General features: G+C 63.1%; 15 protein-coding genes. 6 read left to right on the top strand and 9 right to left on the bottom strand.

What is annotated here, in order from left to right; all coding sequences use genetic code 11:
* Window positions 1-124: 124 nt before the first annotated feature.
* A complete protein-coding gene (locus KJQ96_RS25615; RefSeq protein WP_028347243.1) occupies window positions 125-331 on the top strand; it encodes a hypothetical protein in 207 nt (68 codons plus the stop codon).
* 182 nt (window positions 332-513) lie between these two features.
* Here the strand turns inward: KJQ96_RS25615 and KJQ96_RS25610 are convergent, their stop codons facing one another.
* From KJQ96_RS25610 to fliI, 4 genes are all read right to left on the bottom strand, one after another.
* Window positions 514-1419, bottom strand: a complete 906-nt coding sequence (locus KJQ96_RS25610; RefSeq protein ID WP_213289289.1) for an anti-sigma factor domain-containing protein — start codon at window positions 1417-1419, stop codon at window positions 514-516.
* 3 nt (window positions 1420-1422) lie between these two features.
* On the bottom strand, window positions 1423-1980 hold the full coding sequence (locus KJQ96_RS25605) for a sigma-70 family RNA polymerase sigma factor (protein WP_213289183.1): 558 nt from the start codon (window positions 1978-1980) through the stop codon (window positions 1423-1425).
* A gap of 190 nt (window positions 1981-2170) precedes the next feature.
* Window positions 2171-2587 (bottom strand): flagellar export protein FliJ, encoded by a 417-nt coding sequence (gene fliJ / locus KJQ96_RS25600; protein ID WP_028347246.1) that lies wholly within the window; start codon window positions 2585-2587, stop codon window positions 2171-2173.
* A gap of 109 nt (window positions 2588-2696) precedes the next feature.
* Complete coding sequence (gene fliI / locus KJQ96_RS25595) at window positions 2697-4022, bottom strand: flagellar protein export ATPase FliI (RefSeq protein WP_213289182.1); 1326 nt, start codon at window positions 4020-4022, stop codon at window positions 2697-2699.
* 365 nt (window positions 4023-4387) lie between these two features.
* Here fliI and ctrA point away from each other — a divergent pair, with 365 nt between their 5' ends.
* From ctrA to KJQ96_RS25570, 5 genes are all read left to right on the top strand, one after another.
* Window positions 4388-5089 (top strand): response regulator transcription factor CtrA, encoded by a 702-nt coding sequence (gene ctrA / locus KJQ96_RS25590; RefSeq protein ID WP_016848562.1) that lies wholly within the window; start codon window positions 4388-4390, stop codon window positions 5087-5089.
* A gap of 168 nt (window positions 5090-5257) precedes the next feature.
* Window positions 5258-6064: a cytochrome P460 family protein gene (locus tag KJQ96_RS25585; protein ID WP_213289181.1), complete on the top strand. Its 807-nt coding sequence runs from the start codon at window positions 5258-5260 to the stop codon at window positions 6062-6064.
* A 159-nt stretch (window positions 6065-6223) separates the two neighbouring features.
* Window positions 6224-6628, top strand: a complete 405-nt coding sequence (locus KJQ96_RS25580) for a DUF350 domain-containing protein (RefSeq protein WP_213289180.1) — start codon at window positions 6224-6226, stop codon at window positions 6626-6628.
* Window positions 6629-6630: 2 nt separating this feature from the next.
* The gene (locus KJQ96_RS25575; RefSeq protein WP_213289179.1) at window positions 6631-7029 is read left to right on the top strand and encodes a hypothetical protein; all 399 of its coding nucleotides are present in this window, start codon (window positions 6631-6633) and stop codon (window positions 7027-7029) included.
* 5 nt (window positions 7030-7034) lie between these two features.
* Window positions 7035-8192: a glutathionylspermidine synthase family protein gene (locus KJQ96_RS25570; protein ID WP_213289178.1), complete on the top strand. Its 1158-nt coding sequence runs from the start codon at window positions 7035-7037 to the stop codon at window positions 8190-8192.
* Between the two features lie 203 nt (window positions 8193-8395).
* On the opposite strand, the gene KJQ96_RS25565 is transcribed toward KJQ96_RS25570, so the two are convergent.
* From KJQ96_RS25565 to KJQ96_RS25545, 5 genes are all read right to left on the bottom strand, one after another.
* The gene (locus KJQ96_RS25565) at window positions 8396-9274 is read right to left on the bottom strand and encodes a protein-glutamate O-methyltransferase CheR (protein WP_213289177.1); all 879 of its coding nucleotides are present in this window, start codon (window positions 9272-9274) and stop codon (window positions 8396-8398) included.
* Window positions 9271-10437 carry a chemotaxis response regulator protein-glutamate methylesterase gene (locus tag KJQ96_RS25560; RefSeq protein ID WP_213289176.1) on the bottom strand — a complete coding sequence of 389 codons (1167 nt, stop codon included), beginning with the start codon at window positions 10435-10437 and terminating at the stop codon, window positions 9271-9273. The genes KJQ96_RS25565 and KJQ96_RS25560 overlap by 4 nt, the downstream gene beginning before the upstream one ends.
* Before the next feature lie 80 nt (window positions 10438-10517).
* Window positions 10518-10883, bottom strand: a complete 366-nt coding sequence (locus KJQ96_RS25555; RefSeq protein WP_028347253.1) for a PleD family two-component system response regulator — start codon at window positions 10881-10883, stop codon at window positions 10518-10520.
* A 58-nt stretch (window positions 10884-10941) separates the two neighbouring features.
* A complete protein-coding gene (locus tag KJQ96_RS25550) occupies window positions 10942-11412 on the bottom strand; it encodes a chemotaxis protein CheW (RefSeq protein ID WP_213289175.1) in 471 nt (156 codons plus the stop codon).
* A 33-nt stretch (window positions 11413-11445) separates the two neighbouring features.
* Window positions 11446-12014 (bottom strand): response regulator (locus KJQ96_RS25545; RefSeq protein WP_213289174.1); only part of this gene is annotated, 569 nt, incomplete at its 5' end.

Below are 12014 nucleotides of genomic sequence, written 5' to 3'. Positions count from 1 at the left end.
ACCGCCTTGTGATCGCTCCTTTGGAAACAGATCCCGGAGTCCTACGTTTCCTGACGCGAGACGTTGAACCAGCCTGCGGACGCATCCAACAAATCCGTTAGGCCGGAGGCGGCAGGAGACTTCCATGAACCATTCGATCTACAGCGCGGATCGCACGACCCATCTCAAGATCGTGGTCGTGGCCCTCGTGGCAGGTGTCGTGGTCGCCGGGTTCAGCATCTCCGCACGCAACAGCTCGGATGAAGGTCTCACCCAGACCGCGAGCACGAGCGTGATGAAGGCCGGCAAGCCGGTGGCGATCACCAGCACCGGTAACTCAGTCGTACGTTAACGGAGGAATCCGAAAACAGGAATTCACGGAATTCACGCGGCTGCTTTACAGCCCCCCAAAGTCGCCACGTGAATATATAAGACCCCAACTACCCCCAAGTTGACTGCGAAAACGCCCGCTCCCCACGGGCGTTTTCTTTTTGGCGTGCTGCTGTTGCCAACCCCGTCGGCCCCAGCAGGGTGCTAGCGAGCAGCCGGCACCGTCTCGATCAGCTTGCCGGTAAAGATCGGCGCCGAGGTCGGCTGGCCGCTTGGCGAGCCGCCGGCCTGCTCGACGGTCACCGCATAAAGCGCGGTGTTGATCGTGCTGGCGTCGTAGTCGGCGAGCACCGGGCGCACGGTGAAATCGCTGCCGCCGATCACGCCGAGCGAGCGCGGTCGCGGCAGGCGGTCGGAAATCAGCCAGAGCTCAAAGCTCTTGCCGGGCTCGGCATCGGCGCCGACCTTGCGGACCGTGAAGTTTTTGGTCGCGGCGTCGACCGTCAAAATAAACGCGGGCGCGCCGCCGTCACGCTGCAGCAGCGCGACATATTGGGCCGAGGGTGCCGGCTGTGGCGCCGGCGTCTTCACCTCGACGGTCTGGATGCGCGGCTGCGGCCGCAGCGCCTCCGGTAATAGTTCCGGCCGATAGACCTGCACCGCCAGCATCGCGATCAGCGCTGCGGCAATTGCGGTGGCGAAGGAAGCCACGTTGCGCCAGCGCTTCGCGCGACTGGACAACTGAATGACATTGTCTGCAACCGGACCGTCCGTGACGGCTGGCTGCGCCTCGGCTACCGCGGGAGCCACCGGCTCAGCGGTGGGTTCGGGCGGCGGCGCAGTCTGCGGCGCCTCAGGCAGCGTCAGCGGCGCCTGCGCTTCCGTGGAACGTCCAATCGCGGCCTTGATGTTTTCCCACACGATCGGACGCGGTTCGACGGAACCGACCATCTGGTTGAGCACGCCGAGCCGGTATTCCCAGGCGTGAACGAGCGCGCTGTATTCGGCATCGACGGCCATCATGGTCTCGACCTGCGCGCGCTCGCCGGCATCGAGGGTGCCGAGCGCATATTCCGCGGCGAGCGCGATATGGTCTTCGCTATAGGCCATCATTCAAGACCCGGACCCCAGCCCGAGACACTCCCTTATTTCCATCATGCTGCGGCGCAGCCACGTCTTCACCGTATTCACCGGTGTCTCGAACTTGGCGGCGAGTTGTTCGCGGCTCCAGCCGTTGTAATAAGCGAGCAGCACGAGCTTCTGCCGATCTGGCTCCAGGCGGCCGACGCATTCCAGCAACCGCTTCAACTCTTCCGTCATCTCGCGCCGCGCCAGCGGATCGGGCGACTCGGCCGCCACTTCCATGGCGGTCGGCTCCTCCTCGATCGAGGCTTCGCTCTTCTTGCGCACCACGTCGATCGCCCGGTTGCGCGCGATCGACGCCATCCACGTGATCGGCGAAGCGAGCGCGGGGTTGAACTGTCCGGCGCTGTTCCAGATCTTGACGTAAGCCTCCTGAATGACCTCCTCCGCGAGGTCCTGACGCCGCAAGATACGGAGCACGACGCCGAAGAGTTTCGCGCGCGTGGCGGCATAAAGGCGCTCAAAAGCGGCCTGATCCCCCTTCGCCACCGCGGCAATCAGCCAGACCAGCTCCGCTGGCGTCAGCATTCAGCGTCCCCCAAAATCCCGCTCCTCCAATGCGCGCTACGCCGGAGCCGACGAGAGGTTTCGTAGCATACCTTGCGTCACAGGGGCCACCAAGTCGCCGATTCCGGAAGATTGGCCATGGAAGATCAAGAAAAAACCCGGGCCGTGAGGCCCGGGTTTTCGATTCCTTCAACCGATGGTGCGAGAAGCGTCAGGCGACGCCAAGCCGGGCGCGCATCAAGCCGATACTATCCATGTCGGCCTGCTCGCGGGCGCTCTCCTCGGCGCGCTCGCGCGCCTGATCGCGCTCGTCGAGCAGTTCGACCTTTTTCAGTTCCTCGAAGGCTTCGCTCAACAGGCCCTTGGCATCCTCGAGCTGGATGCGCAGTTCGTCGGCGGAGCGGGTCAGGTTTTCCCGGCGCTGGATCGCGGCCTTGGCGTAGGTCGGATAGGCGAAGTGGGAGGGGTCGTTGATTCCGGCCCGCTCCTGCTCGGTCTGGATTTCGCGCTCGAGATCGACCGACATGCGCTGGAAGTCGGCGATCATGCCTTCGATCTGGGTAACCCTTCGGCGCTTCTCGTCGACCTGAAATTTCTTCAGGCGGATCAGCGTTTCTCGTGACTTCATCGACTCATACTCCCCAGAAGTCCCAATCTGAACGCGGGACGGAGCCGGCTCCCTCGGGGGACCCCACCGGCTTCATTAATCATGTGCCGGGGATGATGGCCTGACAAAGTTAGCGTTCCGTTTCCAAATTGGCGAGGATCTGCGCCAATTGGCGGTAGCCGTCATCGAGGCTCGATTTGTCGTCCTTGGCCTGGCGCAGAAAGGCCTCCAGCGGCTCATGCAACCGGATCGCCTCGTCGACCTCCGGGCTCGAGCCTGCCCGATAGGCGCCAAGCCGGATCAGTTCCTCCATATCGGCGTAGGTCGCCATCACCTGGCGGCCCCGCATGATGATGGGAAGATAGTCGGGATTGGCCGATCTCGGCATGGTGCGCGAGACCGATTTGAGGATGTTGATCGCGGGAAACCGTCCGCGCTCTGCAATCGAGCGTTGCATCACGATGTGACCATCCAGAATGCCACGCACCGCATCCGCGATTGGCTCGTTGTGGTCGTCACCGTCGACCAAGACCGTGAAAATGGCAGTGATGGTGCCGACGCCGGTGCCCGGCCCTGCCCGTTCCAAGAGTTTTGGCAGCTCCGTGAACACCGTCGGCGTATAGCCTTTTGCGGTCGGCGGCTCCCCGGCCGACAACCCGATCTCGCGCTGCGCCATCGCAAAGCGTGTGACCGAGTCCATCAGGCACAGCACGTCCTTGTCTTCGTCGCGGAAATATTCGGCAATTGCCAGCGTCAGGTAGGCGGCCTGCCGCCGCATCAGGGCGGGCTCGTCCGATGTCGCCACCACCACGACCGAGCGCGCCAGGCCCTCGTCGCCAAGATCCTCCTGCAGAAATTCCTGCACCTCGCGGCCGCGTTCGCCGATCAGGCCGATGACAGTGATATCGGCATCGACATTGCGCGCCAGCATCGAGAGCAGCACCGATTTGCCGACGCCGGAACCGGCGAAGATGCCGAGCCGCTGGCCGCGGCAGCAGGTCAGGAACGTGTTGAGCGCCCGCACGCCGAGATCGAGCGGCGCCCCGACGCGCTTGCGCGAATGTGCCGGCGGCGGCGCGTTGCGATAGGGCATCGGCGACGGGCCTTGCACCAGCGGCCCCTTGCCGTCGATCGGTTCCCCCATGGCGTTGATGACGCGGCCGAGCCAGGCCGGCGACGGCCGCACCTGGCTCGCGGCGGTCGCAATCACGGCGCGGCAACCTCGCCGGACGCCGTCGAGCCCGCCGAACGGCATCACGACCGCATTGCTGCCGGAAAAGCCGATCACCTCGGCCGGGATGAAGCGATTGCCGCCGGTGTCGATCACGATGCGGGCGCCGACCGACATCGCGTGAATGGGCCCTGCGATCTCGACCATCAGGCCGCGCACGCCCACAACGCGGCCATATATATTGACGCCGTCGATATCGCCGATCTGCTCCGCGAGCGCCTTCATTGCGAAAACCTTAAGTTTCCGCACTTTAAGAAACCCCGCTTAACCTCGTGTTTACCCGCATCATTAATCATTGCGTCACTGTCTTTGGTGACTGAGAGCGCTTGCCCGTCAGAAGAAGGGCTAAACGCGGAGTCGGTTAGGCCCGCCTCTTAATCTGGAACCTGAGTGGGCACTGTGGAGAAAAGCTGCTTCCACGCAACATCTTAGGGCGATTCGTTAGAAATTGCACTTAAAGAGCTTGCGAACCGGAATCAGATTTTGTTAACCATATGTCTGTCAGGATCCGAATCAGTTGTTAAAGGCGTTTTGAGTGCCGCAAGTGCGGCCGACCTGACGCCCGGAGCGGCGGACTAAAGGGGACTGGCATGCGCGTTTTGCTGATAGAAGATGACAGCGCCGTCGCGCAGTCGATCGAATTGATGCTGAAATCCGAGAGTTTCAACGTCTACACGACGGATCTCGGAGAAGAAGGCGTCGATTTAGGTAAGCTTTACGACTACGATATTATCCTTCTCGACCTCAACCTGCCCGACATGTCCGGCTACGACGTGCTCAAGCAGCTCCGGGTATCGAAAATCAAGACTCCCATTCTGATCCTCTCCGGCCTCGCCGGCATCGAGGACAAGGTCAAGGGTCTCGGCGTCGGCGCTGACGACTACATGACCAAGCCCTTCCACAAGGACGAGCTGGTTGCCCGCATCCACGCGATCGTGCGCCGTTCCAAGGGTCACGCCCAGTCGGTCATCCAGACCGGCGATCTCGTGGTCAATCTCGATACCAAGACGGTCGAGGTCGGCGGCCAGCGCGTGCACCTGACCGGCAAGGAATACCAAATGCTGGAGCTGCTCTCGCTCCGCAAGGGAACCACCCTCACCAAGGAAATGTTCCTCAACCACCTCTATGGCGGCATGGACGAGCCCGAGCTGAAGATCATCGACGTCTTCATCTGCAAGCTGCGCAAGAAGCTTGCCAACGCATCCGAAGGCCGCAACTTCATCGAGACCGTGTGGGGCCGCGGCTACGTGCTGCGCGAGCCGCACGAGGCGGACGAACGCATCCCCGCCTGATCAGGGCTTACGGCGAGCGGCAAGGCTCACTCCTCCCGACTGGACCCCGCCCGAAATGGCGGGGTTTTTGTTTGGACCACTACCACGCGACAAATTCGCTTCCCCGGATTGAAACCCGCTTCGCGGTGTCTCCTACTTGAGGAGTTGTCCGCAAACGAGGGGGAAGTCATGAAAAACGTCAGGCTGGCTGCCGTTGTCGCGCTTGGATCGGCATCGGGCGCACTCATCGGCTATTCGGCGCTCGCCGGCGGCGACAAGGTCGCCTTCCCGGAGAATTTCGACAAGGGCACGCTCTACGCCACGGTCGATCGTTACGACAACAAGCAGTATCGCGAGCTCTATGCGACGCCGGCAGCGGTCGATGCGGTACGCAAGGGGCAGCCGATCCCGAGCGGCACGGTGCTGACGCTGGTGCAGTACAAGGCGCAACTCGATGCGGCCGGCGAGCCGCTCAAGGATGCCAACGGTCGTTTCCAGAAGGGCGACCTCGTCGCCTACACGGTGATGGAAAAGCGCGACGGCTGGGGCACCGAGTACAAGGATGACATTCGCAACGGCGAATGGGAGTATCAGGCGTTTGGCCCGGACAAAAAGGTCAACGACAAGGCCAATTTGACGGCCTGCTTCACCTGCCACAAGCCGCATGCCGGGCAGGATTTCGTTATCTCGCTGGCAGGCCTGAAGGGCACGCCCGAAGGCGCCATGGCAAAGCCGGCGCCGGGGCCCGGCGTGGTCTCAATCTCCGACTTCAAGTTCGGGCCTGAGACCGTCATCGTCAGCAAGGGCCAGACCATCACCTGGCACAACACCGATTCCTCGCCGCACCAGGTGACGATCACCGGCCCCAAGCCGCAGCGCTCGCCGATCGCGCTGAAAGGCCAGACCACCCAGCTAACCCTCGCCGATGCCGGAATCTACGATTACATCTGCGGCCTGCACCCGGCGATGAAAGGCAAGATCCAGGTCAGGGAATAGTCGGCTGTATCAAGGCCGCCATGGAAGTTTTACGAACCCCGCCCGAAATGGCGGGGTTTTTTGTTTGGGCAGAAATTGTTGGATTGAACCCGCCGCTCGGATGTGCCGACTGACAGATCGTGCGAACCTACCGGAACGCACGAGTTGGGGCGAAATTCAATGATCCTGCAATCCCTCGCCGGGCTGCCGGCGTTCCTGGTCTATTTCTGCACGGCCATCGTTGCCGTGGTGGCCTACCTCTTCGTCTATACCCGCATCACCGCGCACAACGAGTTCGATCTGATCCGTGCCAATGAGCCGGCCGCCGCGATTGCGCTGGGCCTGAGCCTGCTCGGCTTCGTGCTGCCGCTGGTCAGCGCCATCACCCATTCGGCCAATGTCTGGGATTGCCTGATCTGGGCCGCAATCGCGCTGATCGTGCAGATCATCGTCTATTACCTCGTCAGGGTTCCGGTGCCGAACCTGTCGAAGCGGATCGCATCGGGCGAGCTCGCCGCCGCGATCTGGCTCGGGCTGTCCTCGCTGGCCGCCGGCGCGATCAACGCCGCTTGCATGACCTACTGATCATGGCGAACAATTCAGAGCCTGAATTCGGCAAGCGCAAACCGGTCTCGGTGCCGGCGGCGCCGCGTCCCATTCCGCCGCCGGCCAAACGTTCGGGCCATGTCGCACTCCTGCTGATGGGCACGTTTGCCGTCGGCAGCGCCGCCTACACGCTGATGCCGAGCCGCACTTGCGAGCAACCAAACCCGCACTTGGCATCGCCGACGCAAAACACCGCCGAGTGCTCCTCCCGCAGCTCTTCCTCGAGCCATGGCGGCGGCTCCGGCGGCTCGTCGCGCAGCAGCTATCATAGCAGCGACTATTCCTCCTCGAGCCATTCCCCCTCCGATTCCGGCTCGCACTCGGTGCAGCGCGGCGGCTTCGGCTCGTTCGGGCGTGCCATCGGCTTCTCAGGCGGTTGAATTTCATGCAGCGGATCGTCTGCCCCGAACGTGACGACTGGCCTGCCACCGCCGAAGGCGCCGGGTTTACTTTTCACACCATCAATGGCGAACGCTACTGGGACGAACGGGCCTATTACGCGTTCACGCTGCAGGAAATCGAACGGCGGATCGAGGCTCCCACCGCCGAGATCGATGCGATGTGCCTTGAGCTGGTCGGCCGCGTGATCAACGACGAAAAATATTTGCGCCGATTGAAAATACCCGAAGCGTTCTGGCCGCTGATGTCCGAGAGCTGGCGCCGCCGTGACGCCAGCCTCTACGGCCGGCTGGACCTGAGCTACGACGGCTGGAGCCCGGCGAAACTGCTGGAATACAACGCCGATACGCCGACCTCGATTTTCGAAGCAGCGGTTTTTCAGTGGACCTGGCTCGAACAGGCGATGGAGCGCAACATCATCCCGAAGCGCGCCGACCAGTTCAATTCAATCCACGAGCGCCTGATCGACGCCTGGAAGAAATATCGCGGCGCCAAGCACCTTCATCTCACAGGAATGACCGACAATGCCGAGGATGCCGGTACGCTGGCCTATCTGCAGGACACTGCGAGCCAAGCCGGATTGAAGACGACATTGATGGACATCAAGGAAGTCGGTTTGGATGGCGATGGTCGCTTCGTCGATCTCGACGATCGCACCATCGAATTCGCCTTCAAGCTCTATCCCTGGGAATGGATGTTCCGCGACACGTTCGGCGAAAAACTCGCAACCGCGCCGACCCGCTGGATCGAACCGCCGTGGAAGGCGATCCTCTCCAACAAGGGCATCCTTCCCCTGCTGTGGGAGATGTTTACAAAGCATCCCAATTTGCTGCCGGCCTATTTCGAGGACGATCCAAAGGCGGCCATGCTCGGCTCCTCGTTCGTGCGCAAACCGCTCTATTCGCGCGAAGGCGCCAACGTCGCGCTCGTCAGCGCCGGCACCACGCTCGCGGAGCAGCAGGGCCCCTATGGCGCGGAAGGATTCATCCGGCAGGCTTTCGCGCCGCTGCCGAGCTTCACCGACCTATACCCGGTGCTCGGAAGCTGGCTGGTCGATCACACGCCATGCGGCCTGTCGATCCGTGAGGACGAGAACCCCATCACCGGCAACACGTCGCGCTTCCTGCCGCACGCGATCTTGTAGCTCTCCCTCGCCCCGCTCTTGGCGGGGAGTGGGTCGGGGTGAGGGCTCTATCCGCGAATCCTAATGACAACCGGAGTGCGCCGAGCGACCCCTCACCCGGCGCTACGCGATAGCCGAAGCTTAGTTTCGGCGTTCTTCGATAAGGACGGCCGCCGAGGGCGGCCTGTGCTCTCCCCGCGAAGAGCGGGGCGAGGTAAAGAAGGTCAGCGCGCCGCGGCAACCGCCCTCAACGTCTGCGGCACCAGCGTCGACGCGCCCACCCTTATCACCGGCGCGATATTCGGGCGGTAAAGTCCGCGCCGCTCCGGATAGGGCTTGAAGCTGTTGGTGATGCCGACCACCGATTCGGCAGCGCCCAGCGCCAGCACGCCATCGGGCTCCATCATCCGGGAGAGCCGCTCGAAGATGTTGGCCTTGGTATTCTGATCGAAATAGATCAGCACGTTGCGGCAGAAGATGATGTCGAACACGCCGAGATGGGAGAAGTCCTGCAGCAGGTTGAGCTGACGATGCTGCACCATGCTGCGGATCTCGGCATTGATCTGCCAGAGCTCTCCGTTCTGGCTGAAATATTTCACCAGCAACCCAATCGGTAATCCGCGCTGCACCTCGAACTGGCTGAAGATGCCGGCCTTCGATTTTTCCAGCACCGCCTGCGACAGGTCGGTCGCGACGATCTCGGTGCGCCAGCCGGACAGCAGGGGTCCCGCCTCCTTCAGGCACATCGCGATCGAATACGGTTCCTGCCCCGTGGAGGAAGCCGCGCACCAGATGCGCAAGGACCGGCGGGCCGCGCGCGCCTGTACGAGTGCCGGAATGACCGCTTCCCGCAAATGATCGAACGGAATCTTGTCGCGAAAGAAAAACGTCTCGTTGGTGGTCATGGCTTCGACCACTTCCGCCGTCAGCGCGCTGGCTCCGCCCTTCATCTTCTCGACGAGTTGGGAAATGCCCGGCAGGCTGGACTTGCGGGCCAACGGCAGCAATCGGCTTTCGACCAGATATTGCTTGTCGGCCGAAAGATCGAGCCCGGAGCGCTCTTTCAGAAGCTTACGCAGATACTCATAGTCTGAGGGCGTCACGAACGATCTCCCGAAAACAACCGAACCAGTTTTGGCGCGATCTGATTGAGCGGCAGCACTGCCGCGCAAATACCTGCATTGGCGGCCGCGCCCGGCATGCCCCACACCACGCTGGTCGCTTCGTCCTGGGCAATCACGCTGCCGCCGGCGGCGACGATCTCCTTGCCGCCGCGCATCCCGTCGGAGCCCATGCCGGTCAGAATCACCGACATGATGCTGCCCTGCCAGACGTCGATGGCGGAGTTGAACAGCGGGTCCACCGCAGGCTTGCAGAAATTCACCGGCGGCCCGTCGTCGAGCGCGATCGTGGCGTCCGCGCCATGGCGCACGACGCGCATGTGGCGGCCGCCCGGCGCAAGATAGATCCGGCCGGGCTTGACGATCTCGCCGTCAACGGCCTCATGCGCCGGCCGGCGGCTCGCACGTGCCAGATGCTCGGCGAGAATCGTGGTGAAGGTTGGCGGCATGTGCTGGGTGATCAGCACCGGAAAACGATCGATCACCGGACCGATGTCGGCGACCAGCGCCATCAGCGCCTGCGGGCCGCCGGTCGACGAGCCGACCAGAAGCGCACGCGGCGCCAGCATGCTGAAGGGCCGGCGAGCCAGTGGCAGTTGCGCAACCGGGGCGGCGACCGGATGAACGGATACCTCGCGCACCCGCTCGGCTGGTGCCGGAGCCGGGCTCGCGCCAGGCGACGCGCGGCGGCGGGCCCTGGCGCCCAGATGGCGAATCTTCTGGATCAGATCGTGGTGGAACGTCTCGGCAGCGGTGGCCTCGCGCGTGCTCTCCGGCTTTGGAATGTAGTCGGCGGCGCCAAGCGAGAGCGCCTTGAAGCTGATCTCCGCATTGCGGCGGGTCAGCGTCGACGCCATGATGATGACGAGGTCGCGCTTTTTCGCAAGCAACTGGGGCAGTGCCGAAATGCCGTCGAGCTCCGGCATTTCGATGTCGAGCACGGCGACATCGGGTTTGATGCGATCGATCTGGTTGACGGCGTCGAGGCCGGTGCGCAGGGAGGCGGAGACCTCCATGTCCGGCTCCGCGCCGATCCAGCGCGAGATCATCCCGCGGATCACGACGGAGTCGTCGACCACCATCACGCGCAGCTTGTCTTGCCTTGTCGAGATTGGCGGCGGAGACTTCGTTAACGCAACACTCATTACTTCACCCGACCCAACTCAAGCGGCACACTTGCAAAACCAACGCCGATGGCCATTGAGCCGCCGGGATCACATAGAGATCAGATCAGGCCGACTTCCTGGAACTTCGCGGTGACGATGTCCTTGTCGAACGGCTTCATGATGTATTCGTTGGCACCCGCATGCAGTGCACGCGCGATGTGCGCGACGTCGTTTTCGGTGGTGCAGAACACCACCTTGGGCGCGTCGCCACCGGGCATGCGGCGCAGATTGCCGAGGAATTCGTAGCCGTCCATGACCGGCATGTTCCAGTCGAGCAGAACCGCCTCGGGCATCGCGCGCTTGCAGACTTCAAGCGCCTTCTCGCCGTCCTCGGCTTCGACGATCTGAAAGTCGAGACCTTCGAGGATGCGTCGTGCGACCTTTCGGATGACGCTCGAGTCATCAACGACCAGACATGTTTTCATTTTAGGTCTCCACTTACATCAATTCCCAAGAGGGATGTTTCCGTACCGGGTTGGACTTTCATGCCGCCATCAGGTCAGGCGTGATTTCGAGAACGCGATCGACGTCGAGGACGACCATGAGCTGGCCGTCGAGGCGATGTACGCCGCCGGCGAGCTTGGCCATGCGGGGGTCGAGGTTGACGGGGTTCTCCTCGCGGCTTGCGTCGGGCAGCCGCAGCACCTCGCCGATCTGGTCGATCAACAGGCCGTAGGACTCGCCTCTGAGGTCGACGCCGACCGCCATCGGCGGCTTGCCGTCGTCGTTCTTCGGCAAGCCGAGCCGGGCGCGCATGTCGACCACGGTGACGATGCGGCCGCGCAGATTGAGCACGCCGGCGATCTCGGCGGAGGACAGCGGCACCCGCGTCAGCCGTTCCGGCATGAACACGTCCTGCACCCGCGAGATCGGCAGGCCGAACAATTGCCCGCCGATCACGGCGGTGACGTATTCGGCCACGGTACCCTCGATGGTCTCGGTCTTGGTTGTCATGGTCTAACTTCCTTAATGCCCGGCCAGGCCTGCTTAGGCCGCGTGCCGGGTCTCGGCGGTCTGTTCCTTCAGCGCCGCGATCAGGCCGGGGCGGTCGAACTTGGCGACGTAGTCGTGGAAGCCGGCCTGCCGCCCGCGCTCGATCGCCGCCGGCGACACGAGCGAGGACAGCGCGATGATCGGCAGCGTGCCCAGATTGTTGTCGGCGCGGATCGTCTCGGCGAACTCGAAGCCGTTCATGTCGGGCATCTCGATGTCGGTCAGCACCACGTCGAAGCTCTGGCCCGAGCGCAGCGCCGAGAGCCCCTCCTGGGCATTGACGGCGACCCGCACCTTGTAGCCGGCGGCTTTCAAGACCGGCGCCAGCATGTTGCGGAAGAAGGCGCTGTCGTCGACCAACAGCACCGATTGCGCGGTCGAGGAGGCCCGCATCTCCTTGCGCGAGAACCAGTCGGCAAACGCCATCGGCAGGAAGTGGCCGACGTCGATCACCTCGGTGGCCTGGCCCTTGATCACGGCGGACCCCAGAATGCCGTCCTGCTGGCCGGCGACCTCGATGTGCAGCCGCTCCTCGACGATGTCGATGATCTCGTCGACCACGA

It is taken from the genome of Bradyrhizobium sp. sGM-13 (assembly GCF_018398875.1).
Taxonomy (GTDB): Bacteria; Pseudomonadota; Alphaproteobacteria; order Rhizobiales; family Xanthobacteraceae; genus Bradyrhizobium.
Note: the sequence above shows the minus strand (reverse complement) of the source record. Positions and strands in the feature narration are given on the sequence as shown.